This is a genomic window from Peribacillus sp. Bi96, from assembly GCF_918698115.1.
In the GTDB taxonomy this organism is placed as follows: domain Bacteria; phylum Bacillota; class Bacilli; order Bacillales; family DSM-1321; genus Peribacillus.
The window spans coordinates 177,377-194,292 of record NZ_CAKKLV010000002.1; the positions used below are offsets into that span (position 1 = coordinate 177,377).

Below are 16,916 nucleotides of genomic sequence, written 5' to 3' on the forward strand. Positions count from 1 at the left end.
GAAATGAAAACCATTACAATTACTGATGTCGCCAATCACGCGAAAGTATCAAAAAGCACAGTTTCCCAATACCTGAACAAGCGATACGAATATATGAGTGAAAAAACTAGGAAAAAGATTGAAGAAACTATAGAAGAGTTAAACTATCAGCCTAATATAATCGCGCGCAGTTTAAAACAAAAATCCACTTTTACTGTTGGGGTAGTGGTTGCCAATATCCTTCACACGTTTTCAACGCAAGTTATTAGAGCGATAGAAAACTACTTTTATGAACAAGGGTTCCATATTATCGTATGCAATGCAGATGACAATCCTGAAAAGGAAAAGAATTATATTGAAATGCTAAGAGCTAAACAAGTGGATGGGATCATCATTTTCCCTACAGGGGACAATCTTGATTTATATCAACGTATGAAGAGTGATCAATTCCCGATTGTTTTCATGGATAGGACGATCGAAGAATTGGATATTGCAACAGTCATGCTTGATAATCACCTTGCTTCCAAGTTAGCGATCGATCGATTTATTGAAAAGGGTTTTGAAAACATAGCTATCATAACCACTTCAATAATACGCGATATCAGTCCTAGAATCGAACGGATCCAAGGGTACAAGGATTCACTCGCGACACATGGGATACCACTCAATGCTGAATATATTAAAACAGTGAACGCAGATGAAATTCCGGTTGCACTTTCAGAATTTTTCGAATTGGAAAAGCCGCCTCAAGCCGTATTGGCAGGAAATGATATCGTACTTAATGAAGTATTGCGTTATATGAAACAGCACGAAATCAATATACCAGATGACATGGCGGTCATAGGAATCGATGAGGTACCATATGCCAGTTTCTATACACCGACCATCACAACGGTTAATCAGCCAGCCATTGAAATGGCCAACTTGGCAGCAGAGTTACTGCTTAGCCAAATCAATAAAACAGGAAAAGAGGATACAAGTGTGCATCGCTTGAAACCGACTTTGCTTTCAAGAAATTCTTGCTAGGGCCGGATTTAAGAATTTCCGTGAAAAAGAAAGCGCTTTTTTACGGAAATTCTAAACCGATTTAGTTAAAGGTCACATAGGCTTTACTCTTGGTTATTAAATGGAAACGTTTCCAAAAATGCAGTTGCATTTATTGAAGCGTATAGGGGGGTACTTTATGTTTTCAAATGGTAGAGGAATGATCATCGTTTTCTTGTTCTTGGCTGGTGTAATCAATTATCTCGATCGTTCTGCACTTTCAATAGCAGCACCGTTCATTCAAGATGATTTATCTTTAACAGCAACACAGATGGGGATTATTTTTAGTAGTTTTTCTGTTGGGTATGCCATATTTAATTTCCTTGGAGGAATGGCATCCGATAGATGGGGTGCAAAGTTAACGCTTTTCGTAGCGATGATCGTTTGGTCTTTATTCAGTGGTGCACTTGTACTGGTTGTCGGATTTGCCAGTATGATCGTCATCCGCATCTTGTTTGGAATGGGTGAAGGCCCTCTTTCGGCAACCATCAATAAAATGGTCAATAACTGGTTCCCTGCTAATCAGCGGGCATCCGTCGTTGGCTTGACGAACAGTGGAACACCGCTTGGTGGTGCCATTGCAGGTCCAATAGTTGGTTTTATTGCGATCTCCTATGGATGGAGAGTTTCATTCATTGCCATTATGGTGATTGGTCTTATATGGGCCGCTTGCTGGTGGAAATTTGCTAAAGACAAACCTAAAGACTCCAAAGAACAGGATAATATGGGTAAATCATATGTAGCTGCAACAACGGAAGGTAAGTTGAAATTCACCTTTTATTTAAAACAAAAAACCGTTTTATTTACAGCACTTGCGTTTTTTTCTTACAACTATATATTATTCTTTTTCTTAACATGGTTCCCAAGCTATTTGGTGGATGCACGCGGCCTAAGTGTAGAAAATATGAGTATCATTACAGTGATTCCTTGGATTTTTGGATTCATCGGACTTGCTTTAGGTGGATTCGTGTCGGATTTCTTCCATAAAAAATTCGCTCAAAAAGGTGTTTTATTCTCACGGAAGCTCGTGCTTGTAACATGTTTGTTCTTATCGGCGGTATGTATCGGTTTTGCCGGACTTGTAACCACAACGGTCAGTGCGGTAACGCTTGTCGCACTTTCCGTCTTCTTCCTATATTTGACTGGTGCCATTTACTGGGCAATCGTCAACGATGTTGTCGACCCTGGTAATGTTGGATCTGTTGGAGGTTTTATGCATTTCTTGGCAAATACAGCAGGAATCATCGGACCGACGTTGACAGGATACATTGTCGATACCTCAGGCACATACACAGTTGCATTCTTGCTTGCAGGTGGATTGGCCATCGTTGCATCGCTTGCAGTCATCCGTTTTGTAAGACCGATAGTAAAGCCTGTGTAATAGATTGTTAGTATGGAAGTGTCTCTCAAAGACACTTCCATTTTTAATGAATTAATATTTTTCATGTTTACTAGGCATGCCTAGTGCATCCGATTTTCTTTTCGAAATGCAGCAGGTGTCAGATCAGTGTACTTTTTAAATGTACGATAAAATTGGGGCATACTTTCAAAGCCACTCATCTCGGCAATAGTAGCAACGGTGTGAGTCGTTTCTAGTAAAAGTTCCTTTGCCTTGATGATTCTTTTCGTATTTAAATATACTATTAAGCCAATTCCAGTCGTTTCCTTAAAAACTCTGCTGAAATGAGCGGGACTTACCAATGCTTTTTGTGCAAGTGTCGTCAAAGTCAATACTTCATCGATATGGTCATTAATATAAAAGAAAATATCTTTGATCCATTCTGAACTATAGCTATTGCCTTCGGGTAAATCTTCTTGGCCATTTATCCGTGTACGGTATAAATCAAGTATGATTTGGTGAACGGTCAGCAAACAAGCATGCCTCGAGCCCATTGATTGGCTAGTTGTTTCTTGCAGGATGAGTTGTAGCTGTTCCTCCAACTTTACTTGTTTCTTTTGCGGCAATGATATTTTATAAGTCTTACTCTTTTTTGTCAGGTCAAACAAATGTAAATAGGAAAAAGAATCATCAACCATATCTTTATATATCAATGTGGGACTGAAAAAGATAATGGTGGATGTAACAGGGTCGTCCTTATTGGGTAAAGCCCTATGAATAGTATTATTCGGGATCAGGAATACATCCCCTTGCTGCATATCATAAAACACATCACCGATAAAAAAAGTCCCTTTACCGTTATAAACATAAACAATTTCATAATAGTCATGCATATGATCGGACAATTCATTCTGAGGACTTTTCGTATCTTGATAGACAAAAGATAATGGGAAGAGTAAATCATGATTTAATGCATTATGGGTTTTTGTCATTTCGTTCATCTCCTGAAAGTATAATACAACAAGAATGAGTATATTTATAGCAAAATATGCAATTTATATTTCAAAAATTGATGTTAAAATGATAATAGATTCCATAAAAAGCTATTTCATTTTTAAAAAATGAAAGGGCTTTCTACATATTTACTTTTGGTCGATGGACGCCATCACTCAAGATAAGGAGGGGACAAAATGAATAAATTTGTGCAATTGCATTCAATTGATGATGTTGTTATTTCCTTGGAGGGGATTCCTAAAGGACAGAGCCTCCAGATTCAAACGGAAGACAGGGGAATGATCAATATAAAGGCAAGTGAAGACATTCCTAAAGGGCATAAGATGTTAGTGAAACCGGTTAAACGAGGGGGGGACGTAATCAAATTCGGCTACTCTATCGGAAAAGCTAAATTTGATATCTCAATTGGCGAGTGGGTTCACACTCATAATCTAAAATCCGGATTGCAGGGTATATTGGATTATTCTTATCAGCCCAGCATTGCATATACAGAAGGGGATAGTTCCAATCAAACCTTCCAAGGATATATCCGTGAAAATGGAGAAGCGGGCATCCGGAATGAAATCTGGATCATCAATACGGTTGGTTGTATTAATAAAACTTGTGAAGTTCTCGCTAAAATGGGGAATGAGCAGTTTAAAGATCGACAAATAGATGGAGTTCATCATTTCCCCCACCCCTACGGTTGTTCTCAATTGGGAGATGATTTATCCCATACACAGAAACTATTGGCGTCGTTAGTTCAACATCCGAATGCAGCTGGAGTATTGGTTGTAGGATTAGGATGTGAGAACAATCAGATTGAAGCATTTAAAGAAGTAATCGGCGAATTCCCCCCAAATCGCATAAAGTTTTTAAAAGCCCAGGAGGTTCAAGATGAATTGGAGAGCGGCCTACGTTTAATGGGAGAATTAGTGGAATATGCGGAAGGATTTGAACGGATGCCCGTACCGGTTTCAAAGTTGAAAATAGGTTTAAAGTGTGGAGGTTCCGACGGTTTGTCAGGCATTACAGCTAATCCATTAGTGGGCGCAGTTTCCGATCTTATTGTAGAAAATGGCGGAACAACGATTTTGACAGAGGTTCCTGAGATGTTTGGAGCGGAAACGATATTGATGAACAGGGCAAAGGATAAAGAAACCTTTAATAAAATCGTTGAACTTGTTAATGACTTCAAACGATACTTCATTCGCCATGATCAGGAAATTTATGAAAATCCTTCACCTGGAAATAAGGAAGGCGGCATTAGTACACTTGAGGAAAAATCCTTGGGCTGTACGCAAAAAGGCGGTCATGCCCCTGTTATTGACGTTAGTCCATATGGAGAAAGAGTAGTGAAGCAAGGATTGAATTTGATAAATTCTCCCGGTAATGATCTGATTTCGGTGACGGCCTTGGCAGCAGCAGGCGCACATATCGTTTTATTCACCACAGGAAGAGGCACACCTTTTGGCGGACCAGTGCCAACTGTGAAAATAGCTACGAATACAGAATTGGCTAATCGTAAAAAACACTGGATTGATTATAATGCCGGACAGTTAATTGAAGGCCAAACGATCGATGAATTAAAGAGCGATTTATTCCAATACATACTTGAGCTTTCATCCGGTAAAAAGAAAACGAATAATGAAAAATTCGGATATAGGGAGATAAGCATTTTTAAAGAAGGAGTCATTCTTTAATTGCTGTAATTTTCGTAAATTTTATGTTTTTTAATTAAAAGGAGTGTTATTCAATGAAAAGTATTGTTTGTGAACAACCTTATGAATTTAAGATGATCGAGTCTGAAAAACCAGTTCCAAACTCAGGGGAAGCTCTGATCAGGGTGCGCCGCATAGGAATATGCGGAACGGATATTCATGCCTACGGAGGCAATCAACCCTTCTTTAGCTATCCAAGAATACTTGGCCATGAACTATCGGGTAATATTGAATCCATACCAGAAAACGCAACGGGACTGAATGTCGGGGATCAAGTATCGATCATTCCCTATATGGAGTGTGGAAAATGTATCGCTTGCAAAAGTGGAAAAACGAATTGCTGTACGAATATGAAAGTGTTAGGTGTACATGCAGAAGGTGGCATGTGTGAATGGATTACGGTTCCCTTAGATCATTTGGTGAAAACTGAGGGGCTCTCACTTGACGAATCAGCCATGATCGAGCCTTTAAGTATAGGGGCTCATGCGGTTAGACGGGCTGACATTCATGAAGGGGATATTGCACTTATCATTGGTGCGGGACCCATTGGCTTGGGAGTCATGGCATTTGCTAAAGAACAAGGTGCGAAAGTAATTGCAATGGATGTAAACGATGAACGTCTTGCGTTTGCTGGCAAATGGGCAAATGTAGATCATTTGTTGAACGTTTTGGAGAATCCAATGGAGAAATTAGCCCAGTTGACAAATGGGGATATGCCAAGCGTGGTGTTTGACGCAACAGGTAACGCTAAATCAATGATGAATTCATTTAATTACCCTGCTCACGGCGGAAAATTGATCTATGTAGGTCTAGTGAAATCCGATATTTCCTTTAATGATCCTGAATTCCACAGTAAAGAGCTTACATTAATGGGAAGTAGAAATGCTACCAGGGAAGATTTTGATTATGTGGTGAAAACGTTGAAAAACAATAGGTTGGATTTGAGTCAATATATTACACATCGCACACATTTGGATGAAATGATCCATAAGTTCGAGGGATGGTTAACTCCTGAAGCTAAAGTGATTAAAGCCATAGTCGAAATATAAGCTTAAAGGTACAGGTAACCAAATGAAGATTGGATAATTAATGAGAGAAAGGAGTTTAGCGATCATGAACATAAATAAAGGTCATCTGAAGAATATGAATAAAGATACAGAGACTGTACAATATTCACAAATGATGGATTATCCCATAAAAGTGTTGCAAATCGGTGAGGGTAATTTTCTTCGTGGTTTCTTCGATTGGATGATTTCTGAATGCAATAAGCAAGGTCATTTCCAAGGAAGTATCGCGGTTACCCAGCCGCGCCCCACTGGAAAGGGAAAAATAGAAGAATTAAAACAGCAAGATGGACTCTATACGCTAATGTTACGAGGGTTTCACCATGGCGAGAAAGTGGAGCATACAGAAATCATTTCCGTTTTTTCAAAGGTAATAAATCCATATGAAGAATGGATGGAATTTTTGGGGTTGGCAGAAAACCCTACATTGGAATTTGTAGTATCCAACACGACCGAAGCCGGAATCAAATATGTGCCAATTCCGTGGGAAGAAGGCGTACCGAATGAATCTTTTCCAGGAAAGCTGACGGCATTATTATATCGGCGCTATCTATATTTCAACGGAGAAGCGGACAAGGGCCTAATCATGCTTCCATGTGAGCTTTTGGAGAGAAATGGTGATACATTAAAGCAATGCGTACTAAAGCATAGCAGGGATTGGGATTTACCAAAGTCTTTCATGGATTGGGTGGAGCAAGACAATCTCTTTCTTAACTCGCTCGTAGACCGTATCGTAACAGGTTTTCCGGCTAATGAGTCGGAAAAACTATTTGAGAAATGGGGATTTGAGGATACGCTGCTAAATACGGCTGAACCTTATCATTTATGGGCTATTGAAGGTGACCCTTCTATGGATAAGCGTCTTCCTTTACAACAATCGGGCATAAATGTGCATTGGGTAAAGGATATAGTACCTTATCAAATGAGAAAGGTAAGGATTCTAAATGGTTCGCATACATTAATGGCTCCTCTGGGAATATTATCTGGCTTGGAAGAAGTAAAACAGGCAATCGATCACCCGGATTTCAATCGATTTCTCCGTAAGGCAATCGAAGAGGAAATCATTCCATCTTTACCTTTTGATCAAAGTGAGATGATGGTATATGGGGAAAGCGTTCTGGAGCGATTTATGAATCCCTTCGTACACCACCAGCTAGCCGATATATCATTAAATAGTGTTTCGAAGTTTAAGGTTCGGCTCCTACCTACCTTAGAAGGATATTACGAAATGAAAGGCAAACTGCCTGCCTCCATAATAAGAGGTTTTGCGGGACTGATTCGATTTTATAGGGTACAAGAAGTAGAGGGGAGATATATAGGGAAAAGCTTTGAGGGTAAAGAATATGTCATTAAAGATGATATAAAGACAATTGAATTTTTTAGCGAACAATGGCACCGTTATGAAATGGAAGAAATTTCACTTAGAAAATTGATAGAGTCGACATTAAGTAATCAATATTTATGGGGGAAGGATCTGAATAAGATCTTGAACCTGGCAGATGAAATAGGCCATTACTTAGAAACGATGATTGATTGACTGGCTGAAAGGAGTGGGGCTCTTTATATAATAGGCCGACATCGTTCCCATACCAAGTAGGTATGTTCAATAATGATGTAATAAAAATAATTGTCTATCCTATCATTATTTTTCCTTTATTTTATTAGTAATTCTGGTATAATGTATGAGTGATAGATTTACTTGGTATATTCCTTAGGGAAGGGTACCAAAAGTGATGAAAATTATATAAATCTTTATTCCCGTGAAGGGGAGTAGCGTCAGGTATAACCTGAAATAAAGTCGTCATTACGTGGAATTTCCACCGGCTTTATTGGCCTAATTTCTTTAGTGCTTAGCGAGACCTTTGCCATTTATGGCAGAGGTCTCTTTATTTTTGTATAAAAGGAGGAAGAAGTGTTGGATTTTTTAACTGGTGAATTTATTTCAGGACTTTTAGCAATCATTATGATAGATTTGGTTCTTGCTGGTGATAATGCTATCCTTATTGGATTGGCTGCAAGAAAGTTACCAAAAGATCAGCAAAAAAAGGTGATAATTTGGGGAGCTGTCGGGGCAATCGTGATCAGGATCATAGCAACGCTGTTGGTTGTTGTAATCTTAAAGGTGCCTGGACTGCATTTAATAGGGGGATTACTTCTTGTATGGATAGCTTATAAGCTCCTTATCGATGAAGATGAACCTGATTTAAAGCCTGCGGATTCCATGTGGGCTGCCATTAAAACTATCATTATTGCAGATGCCTTGATGGGATTGGATAATGTCCTGGCTGTAGCAGGTGCTTCTCATGGTAACTTCACTTTAGTGGTAATCGGTTTACTCGTATCTATTCCAGTAGTGATGTATGGAAGTACTTTGATATTGAAACTGATCGAACGTTTCCCATTCATTATAATTATTGGTGCGGGAATACTAGGCTGGACAGCCGCTAAAATGATCGTAGCTGAACCTTTCATGCACAACTATTTTGATAATCCTTTCTTGAAATATGGATTTGAAGCTTTAGTAGTGATCGGGATACTAGTGGCCGGAACTACGAGACAGAAAAAAGTAGAAAAAGAAAAAGCGAACAGAGATAAAATGCAAATCGAACGAAATGGATAATGTGTGGCAAAAAGGGACTTTTCGATAATGAAAGGTCTCTTTTTTTAATATAACTGCAAAAGGAGAAGCTGCTAAACCGGTACAACTAATCCAATGATATAAACGGTGGTTGTTAAGACGATACTAAATTAATATTTCCTTTATTAACCATGAAAGGGTAAGATACTTGTATCCTTCGCAGTTTTTTGAGCGAAATGTAATGGAGGATCGACTGATTGAAGGAGAATATAAAGTATAACAGGGGCAGTAAAAACTCAATCTTCATTTGAATATTTTTTTTTGAGCGCCATGCATACAAAACGACGAACACAATGTAACTCCAACCCCTTCGTTTTTAACCTTATTTTGAATAATGGAGAAAAGGATAATAGTTTTAATAATCATGCTAAGGAGTGAATGCAATGAAAGAAAAAATAGTAGAAGAGTTAATGAGTATTGAAGAAACCTATGATGTAAAAGTATTGTACGCTTGTGAATCCGGAAGTCGTGCATGGGAATTTCCATCAAAAGATAGCGATTACGATGTTAGGTTTATCTATATACATAAAAAAGATTGGTATTTGTCAATTGATAAAAAAAGAGATGTAATCGAACTGCCGATTAATGATTTATTGGATATTAACGGATGGGAACTAACTAAAGCTTTACGTTTATATAGAAAATCCAACCCGCCACTACTCGAATGGTTAAACTCAGGGATTGTATATTATACCTCTTATTCTGTAATTGACAAGATGAAGGAAATGAGCAGCCAGGTTTATTTACCTACCGCAGCTTTATATCACTACTTGAATATGGCCAAGGGGAATCATAGAGACTATTTGCAGAATGAACAGGTAAAAATCAAAAAGTATTTTTATGTTTTACGCCCAATACTAGCTTGCAAATGGATCGAAAAATATAACACGATCCCTCCATTAGAATTTCCGTTATTATTGGAAGAAATCATTCCGGACGGTCAATTAAAAACTGAAATCAGAAAATTATTAGCGAGAAAAATAAGTGGTGAAGAGTTAGACCTTGAACCTAGAATTGATGTTATTAATGAATTTTTGGAAAATGAAATAGAACATTTGACCAACTATGTTAAAACAATAGATATTAAAGTAGAAGATCCGACAGAGGCATTAGACCAACTATTTAAAGCAGCATTAGCGGAAGTTTGGAAATAACCCCGATCATCTTCAATTTAGAAGTTGCTAATTTGACTTTGTAAGTAGGTAATTTTAATGAAACTCTCTCTAAACCAATTGCCTCCATGCAATTGGTTCTTTGTTTATATCCAAACTTACTTACCTACATTGGCTGGAGCTGGATTTTTTTTATATAGATTAAGGATACTTGGCCAAATTAATCAATTAAGATGAGAAAGACAGCCTTACCTCGGAGGCACAAAATTTAAAAATGGAATTACAAGTAAACTTAAATAGATGGATAAGCTATAAAGGTTGCAATGGGTGTATTGCTAAAGTAGAAGCTGATAAGTTAGATGTTAAATGGGAAAAGAATTTGCAGAAGTTAAAGTCATGGGAAAGTGTTAACGAAAGTTTTTAACTACACACTTTTATAAAAAAAGTAATCTTAAATCAGTAGAATAATAAAGGGTAATCTTTGCCTTCAGTTAGTATTTTTTTAGTTAAAATCTGAATTTTCTGTTATAATTACATTATATAAATGAACCCTTTAGTCATTGAAATTGTAAACTTCCATAATGTTTTCATGAAGGATGACGGAACAATAAAAAGACACATGGATATTCCTCGGAGGGCTCATTAATATATTTCAATATTAGTATAAAATTGGTGTACTAAAAGCGGTACCATTCAAATGGACTTCAGTCTAGCTTCATGGTTTTTGTGGTATATATGGCCAGAAGACTTCTTGATTTTCAAAACGCGCACGGGCGAATGTTCGTTACTATTTGTCCTGTTTCTTCTATTATAAGGATTATTAAGGTATTTTAGGCATGGCGTACTCCCTTTTTTTACAATATTTGATTCCGGCCAAATTTGGTCGGTTTCTTTGTTATCGTAAGCACTATTTCCATACATGTGTAGTACTTTGCCTCCGTATCAGCTGCTTTTAATGTGTTCATTATGATTCACCAAGGGAAAACATGGCAATTTTGACAGATTTTCAAAAAACAATAATTTATGAAGTGCAAGAAAACAAAATCTCATATAGAATGATGTTATTGATATAGTATCTAAAATTCCGCAAGGGGATGTGTGGTCACGAGTATGGAGTTGTCATCTGAAAATATGAAGTATAAAAAAGTATTGATTCATTATATGGAAGAAAATCAATCCTTATTTTTAAATGAATGGAACGAGACCATTAAAATCAATGAAATAGACCCCTACAAAGACAAGATTAAAGAAAATGGATATGGCATGTACTCCATGGTCATCCAAACGTTTAAGGAGGCATTGTCTGATGAAGTGCTGATAAAATTGGCTCATCAGGTAGCCAAAGAACGTCTTGAAGCGAATATTAACATCGGGGATTTTCTATATAATATTAATTTAGGAAGAAATATCATAATCAGAAATGTTTTTGGTGCCAATATTCCCATTGAGTATATGAGGAAATTCATTGATGCCATCAACTTGCACTTTGATACTTTCAGCTATCATGCTGTAACAAAATATACGAATCTTACAAATGAAGTGATTGAGGAAAAGAAGTCTTACATAAGTGAAAATCATAAAGATAAATTAGCGGTACTGGGACAAATATCATCAAGCTTTGTACATGAGTTCCGCAATCCGCTTACAGCTATCATGGGTTTCAATAAATTACTGAAAAGGGAGAACCCAAGCTTAAAATATTTGGATATTATTGATTATGAATTAAATCAGTTGAATTTCAGGATAACCCAATTCCTCCATACCTCTAAATCTAATTTTAATGAGGAACAAAGAGAGGAAGTTTCCGTGTTAAAGTTAATTGAAGAAATTCAAGAACTGACTTATGCAAATATTGTGGATGCCAGCGTTAATGTAGAAATAGAGATTTATCCAAACTTAGTCATGACAGCAAGTAAGGACGGGTTAAAACAAGTATTCTTAAATCTCTTTATAAATTCCATTGATGCATTAAAGGATAAAGAACACCCGAGAATATTGAGGATCCAGTCTTTAATAGAGGGGAACGAACGAATAATTCGTATTTCAAATAATGGACCTGCCATTGCCAGTGAAATGATCGAATCAATTTTTGAGCCCTTTGTCACGACAAAAGAGTTAGGAACTGGGATTGGCCTATACGTATGTAAAAAAATCATTGAAAGTAATGATGGGTATATGAATTGTGAATCCAATGAAAATTTCACTACATTCAGCATACATTTCCCAATCGATCGGTACTAAATTTTTATAAGACGCTTACTTAACGAAGCTTTACATTGTTTTATACATATTCGTATTATTTTTTTAGCCTGTAACTAGATCTATAGCGGAGGAACCTTTCGGGGGTTGCCAGATCATTAACATAAAAACAGAATCAGAAAAAACTAAACCATTTGGAAGATGTCAATATTCATAATTTGAATTTAGGCATCTTCTTTTTATCTCCTTAGTCTATTTTTATTTTCCACCACATCAAGATTAATGAGAAGCTTTCCTTTCCTGGAACTTTTCACGCATTTCCTTACCTCATAAAATTTAACTTGAGCTAAGTCAGTAGTGAAATGCGTCGAATTTTAAAAAAAATCAATTAATTTGTAGTTTTTGATTCAAATTTGAATCAAAAAATGGAAATAATTAATATGTGAATCATAAAACGGAATAATAATTCAATAATGGATCGTATTTAATGAATACACGCGTTAAACCCTTATAAACTACCTATCCTTTTTTTGGCATGGATATTGCTTTTACTATAAATATATAAATAAAACTTTTGAGAGAGAGGGTGCCTTAATAAATTTAAAGGGTAGGTTAGGAAAGCATTAATATAGGATGATGTAAATAATGATAAACAAAAGGACACCATTTTGTAATAAATGGCATGAGGAATCACTGTAATCCCAGGGGTTTCGTTTATGGGCTTTGACAGCTATTGAGGAATTTTTACTTGAAAGCGATTACTAGTAAATTATAATGCTTTTCTTTTTTAACGAATGTACATATAACACTTTAATTATCGATTGTGAAATTTATCTTGTTAATAGTATTGGAGAAACAGGTAGATAGGACTGCATGAATTCTTTTTGAATGAAAGATTTCTACTAGGGTACCCATGAGCAAAAAAAGGAAATTTAGTTTTTTTGCTTTCAAAACGGCATATTGACAGTTTTAAAGGATGGTGACAATAGTGGCTTTTCAAACAAATGAACTGAAACATGGTCTCAAGACAAGACATGTAACAATGATTTCAATTGGTGGTGTTATTGGGGCAGGCCTATTTATAGGGAGTGGAACAATAATTGGTTCCGCAGGGCCTGGTGCTATTTTATCGTATATAATCGCGGGGTTAATGATCGTGCTAATAATGCGGATGCTTGGTGAAATGGCTGTGGTAAATCCCGATAGTGGTTCCTTTTCCACTTACGCCCATCAAGCATTTGGTCCTTGGGCCGGATATACGATCGGCTGGTTGTACTGGTTCAACTGGGTTATCATTATTGCTATTGAAACAACTTTATTGGGTAGTATGGTTCATGATTGGTTTCCTGCCATACCAATGTGGGTCGCTAGTTTATCTTTCCCTATTTTAATGACAATAACGAATATTTATTCCGTCAAAGCTTATGGGGAATTTGAATACTGGTTAGCTTTTATTAAAGTGTCTGCCATTGTAATATTTCTAATTCTAGGTACAGCCATGATTTTTGGGTTTGTTCCTGGATTTGATTCACCGGGCCTTTCCAACATTTCAGGAGATGGAGGTTTTTTTCCAAATGGTTTTCTTCCTGTACTCCTTAGTGTAATATTTATTACTTTCTCTTTATCGGGAAGTGAAGTAGCTGCCATTGCAGCAGGTGAGTCTGAAAACCCTGAAAAAAATATTATAAGAGCGATAAACGCTGTGGTATGGCGTCTCCTTCTTTTCTTTGTTGGCTCAGTGGCCGTGTTAGTTATCGTGATTCCGCAGGGGGCAGAAGATTTACTGAAAACCCCTTATGCCAGCGTATTTGATTTGGCAGGCCTTCCAGCCGCGGGTCAAGTTATGAATATCGTAATCTTCACATCATTGCTTTCTGTTTTGAATTCAGGTCTATATACAAGCTCACGTATGTTATATTCTTTATCAAAAAAAGGCGATGCTCCCCAAATTTTATCACGAGTGAATAAGAGGGGTATACCGATTTGGGCGTTGATGGCAAGTGTTTTCTTTGCTTATGTGTGTACGACATTTAAATTTGTATCTCCTGATAAATTGTTTGCTTTTCTCGCAAATAGTTCGGGAGGAGTCACAATGATCATGTATATTTTTATCGCCTTTTCTCATCTGTACTTAAGGAAAAAGAATGAAAAAGAGAATCCGGGAACACTCAAAGTGAAAATGTGGCTATTCCCATACTTAACCTACGCAACTATTGCAATGTTGTTTATTATCTTTGTTGCTCAAGCTTTTATTGATTCCATGCGATTACAATTTTTACTAACAAGCCTTCTTACGATTCTAGTTATAGGTTCATACTTTCTGTTTTATCATAAGAAACAGGTTATTATTCCTGAACGAGATGAACAACTAAAAAAAATTCAATAATTAAATATTGATAAAGAAGTCAGATGTAAAGAAGTACAGTGCAACTGTAGACAAACTCGATAATAATTGAGTTTGTCTACAGTCTTTTTTTGAGTGCTTGTAAAATTTGAACGTTGATTTCCACCCCAGGCGCTCGCTATCCGCGGGTGGTCCGCCCTCGGCGCTCTTTGCGCCTGCGGTGTCTCCCTTGGACGCGTATTCCCGCAGGAGGCTCGCACACCCGTTCCAATCAACTTCGTTTTGAAAGATGAAACCTCTTTTGTCAGCAAACTGGGCTGCTCTTAGTGAGCAGCTTTTTTGATTTCAACATGTCCGGACATTTTTTTAGAGCGGACGGTTGAATATGATTCGCATTCATTTGCAACTTTGAATTCCTTTGCTAGAATATAATCTATAGAAAAGATTAGGAGTGGTGATTATGGCTGAAACTCCAGCTGAAGATTTGATTCATTATATCGCACCAAAAGGAGAGTATATCCCTTTTTTAGATGATACGGACTATATCGCTAAAGGATTGGAATGGAAATTATTCACTGCCCGTTCGGTAAAAAGAGAACTATTATATAAAAGCGGCAGTTTACAAGCAAAAGTCAAATTGGCAGGTTATGAACAATATGGCAACGGTCTTGACACTGTAGTCGTTGAATTTGAAAATGGTAACCTTAGTTGCATTAACCCTTCCTATTTAAAGGAAATGCAAAGCTCCAGTTTCGGAAAAGAATTGTTGAGTGGGCCGGTTTCCGAACTACCCGCTGTTCCAAGTGAAACTGAGCGGGTAATAGAAGCTCCAATTACGGAAAACTCCGATCAGCTAAGTGAACAACCAAAAAAAGCAAAAACCAAAACTAAAAAGACGACAGCAAAGCCTAAGTTGGACTTACCTGAGGAAAAAGTGCATTTCACTGCAACAGTCAAGGAGTTCACTGCGAAAATGAACCATTTCACTGGTGAAGAAGATGAAGTCATACTCTTGGAGAATGTCAAAGTGACAACGGAACCTGAACTGACAATCGGAGAAGCTTGGTGTGGATATAGCAAGACATTAAAAAAAGCTGAGCTCGAAGAAGGGGACTCAATCGAATTTGATGGAAAAGTGGTCGACAAAAAATACAATAAAGAAATACGGTATAAAGTAAATAATCCATCTAAGTTAGTGAAAAAGGAGATGGAAGCTTAAACGAAGAAGATCTTGCATGATAGGGAGTAAGCCGCCGCTTACTCCATTTTTTGTTGCATTAATCATTTTTTTATCGCTCATAGTGAACTTATTAGAATAGATGTGGCCAACCCTGGAATATATTCGTTTGTGGGAGATAGAACTTATAACCTTCTTCACTCGTATAGGGTGGGGTTTCGCTTTTGTGGTTTCATATATTCCAGTGTTGGGGATAATACATTATGATAATGGATTTATAAAAGATTAGGGGGGATTTTTATATGAAAGAATTATTTCGGTTATTAAAACAAGGTAATAAATCGGCGTTCATTGCTGCCTGTGTGAATAGTATCATCGCTGTGCTAAAGGGGGTTGCTTATTTCATGACAGGGAATGTCGCCATGTTTGCCGAAACTTTACATACATTGGGCGATGCTGCGAATCAGTTTTTCGTCTTCATTGGTTCTGCACTAAGTAAAAAGTCACCAACTGATCGATTCCCTGATGGTTTTGGACGATTGGTTAACCTTGTTTTATTAGGGGCAGTATTGGTTGTCGGAATCATGTCTTATGAAACGATTAAAGAAGGGTTCCATCATATTATGCACCCTGCAGAATCAACTGGGATTGTTATTAACTTGTCTGTCCTTTCGTTATCCGTTGTATTGGAATCATATGTATTATTTAAAGCGATGAAAGAAGTGGTCCATGAGACTGGAATCGAAGCTAAAGGAGCAGCAGTCATATTTAAGAGCTTCTCTGGTTTAAAAAGAGCTAAACCAGCGACGAAATTAGTATTCATGGAAGATATGGTAGCAACCGGCGGTGGATTACTTGCGATAATTGCGATTCTATTAGCAAACTTCACCTCGTTCATACAAGCAGAAGGGGTTGCTTCTGTCATGATCGGTCTGGGGATGTTTTACGTGGTTGGAAGGGTTTTTCTTGATAATGCAGCGGGTGCACTTGGGGAAGCGGATATAGAAATGCGTCAAAAAATTGGAACCATGGTCATGGATGATCCGGATGTAAGAGATATCCAGAAACTGGCTGTAATAAAGGAAGGGGAAGACTTTCATGTCGAACTTGAGGTAGAACTTGATCCCCATATTTCAATCGCCCAGGCTGATGAAATAAAGGATCGTCTGTTTGATGAAATATTCAAGGAAAGAGGTGTAACGGATGTGATTATAGAATTTGATGAAAATGATGGTGTTGCTAAATGGGAAGGTCAGATAAAAAAAGAATTGAATCAATTGGAAAAAGAAAAGGAATAGCAAGTATT

At 37.3% G+C, this 16,916-nt stretch carries 12 protein-coding genes; 11 read left to right on the forward strand and 1 reads right to left on the reverse strand.

What is annotated here, in order from left to right; genetic code table 11:
• Positions 1–3: 3 nt before the first annotated feature.
• The gene (locus tag LQ203_RS03365) at positions 4–1,005 is read left to right on the forward strand and encodes a substrate-binding domain-containing protein (RefSeq protein ID WP_230155672.1); all 1,002 of its coding nucleotides are present in this window, start codon (positions 4–6) and stop codon (positions 1,003–1,005) included.
• A gap of 157 nt (positions 1,006–1,162) precedes the next feature.
• On the forward strand, positions 1,163–2,404 hold the full coding sequence (locus LQ203_RS03370; RefSeq protein WP_230155674.1) for an MFS transporter: 1,242 nt from the start codon (positions 1,163–1,165) through the stop codon (positions 2,402–2,404).
• A gap of 80 nt (positions 2,405–2,484) precedes the next feature.
• Here the strand turns inward: LQ203_RS03370 and LQ203_RS03375 are convergent, their stop codons facing one another.
• On the reverse strand, positions 2,485–3,354 hold the full coding sequence (locus tag LQ203_RS03375) for an AraC family transcriptional regulator (protein ID WP_230155676.1): 870 nt from the start codon (positions 3,352–3,354) through the stop codon (positions 2,485–2,487).
• Between the two features lie 198 nt (positions 3,355–3,552).
• Between LQ203_RS03375 and LQ203_RS03380 the strand changes: the two genes are divergently transcribed.
• The 9 genes from LQ203_RS03380 to LQ203_RS03420 all read left to right on the forward strand — a co-directional run bounded on the left by LQ203_RS03380 (position 3,553) and on the right by LQ203_RS03420 (position 16,908).
• Positions 3,553–5,058: an altronate dehydratase family protein gene (locus LQ203_RS03380; RefSeq protein ID WP_230155679.1), complete on the forward strand. Its 1,506-nt coding sequence runs from the start codon at positions 3,553–3,555 to the stop codon at positions 5,056–5,058.
• 53 nt (positions 5,059–5,111) lie between these two features.
• Complete coding sequence (locus LQ203_RS03385; protein WP_230155680.1) at positions 5,112–6,125, forward strand: zinc-binding alcohol dehydrogenase family protein; 1,014 nt, start codon at positions 5,112–5,114, stop codon at positions 6,123–6,125.
• A 64-nt stretch (positions 6,126–6,189) separates the two neighbouring features.
• A complete protein-coding gene (locus tag LQ203_RS03390) occupies positions 6,190–7,677 on the forward strand; it encodes a tagaturonate reductase (protein WP_230155682.1) in 1,488 nt (495 codons plus the stop codon).
• Positions 7,678–8,055: 378 nt separating this feature from the next.
• Positions 8,056–8,760 carry a TerC family protein gene (locus tag LQ203_RS03395; RefSeq protein WP_230155683.1) on the forward strand — a complete coding sequence of 235 codons (705 nt, stop codon included), beginning with the start codon at positions 8,056–8,058 and terminating at the stop codon, positions 8,758–8,760.
• A gap of 401 nt (positions 8,761–9,161) precedes the next feature.
• A complete protein-coding gene (locus tag LQ203_RS03400) occupies positions 9,162–9,932 on the forward strand; it encodes a nucleotidyltransferase domain-containing protein (RefSeq protein ID WP_230155684.1) in 771 nt (256 codons plus the stop codon).
• 1,068 nt (positions 9,933–11,000) lie between these two features.
• The gene (locus LQ203_RS03405; protein ID WP_230155685.1) at positions 11,001–12,131 is read left to right on the forward strand and encodes a histidine kinase N-terminal domain-containing protein; all 1,131 of its coding nucleotides are present in this window, start codon (positions 11,001–11,003) and stop codon (positions 12,129–12,131) included.
• A 937-nt stretch (positions 12,132–13,068) separates the two neighbouring features.
• Positions 13,069–14,475 carry an amino acid permease gene (locus LQ203_RS03410; RefSeq protein ID WP_230156126.1) on the forward strand — a complete coding sequence of 469 codons (1,407 nt, stop codon included), beginning with the start codon at positions 13,069–13,071 and terminating at the stop codon, positions 14,473–14,475.
• Between the two features lie 418 nt (positions 14,476–14,893).
• Positions 14,894–15,652 carry a hypothetical protein gene (locus LQ203_RS03415; RefSeq protein ID WP_230155686.1) on the forward strand — a complete coding sequence of 253 codons (759 nt, stop codon included), beginning with the start codon at positions 14,894–14,896 and terminating at the stop codon, positions 15,650–15,652.
• A 260-nt stretch (positions 15,653–15,912) separates the two neighbouring features.
• Complete coding sequence (locus LQ203_RS03420) at positions 15,913–16,908, forward strand: cation diffusion facilitator family transporter (RefSeq protein ID WP_230155687.1); 996 nt, start codon at positions 15,913–15,915, stop codon at positions 16,906–16,908.
• Positions 16,909–16,916: the final 8 nt, after the last annotated feature.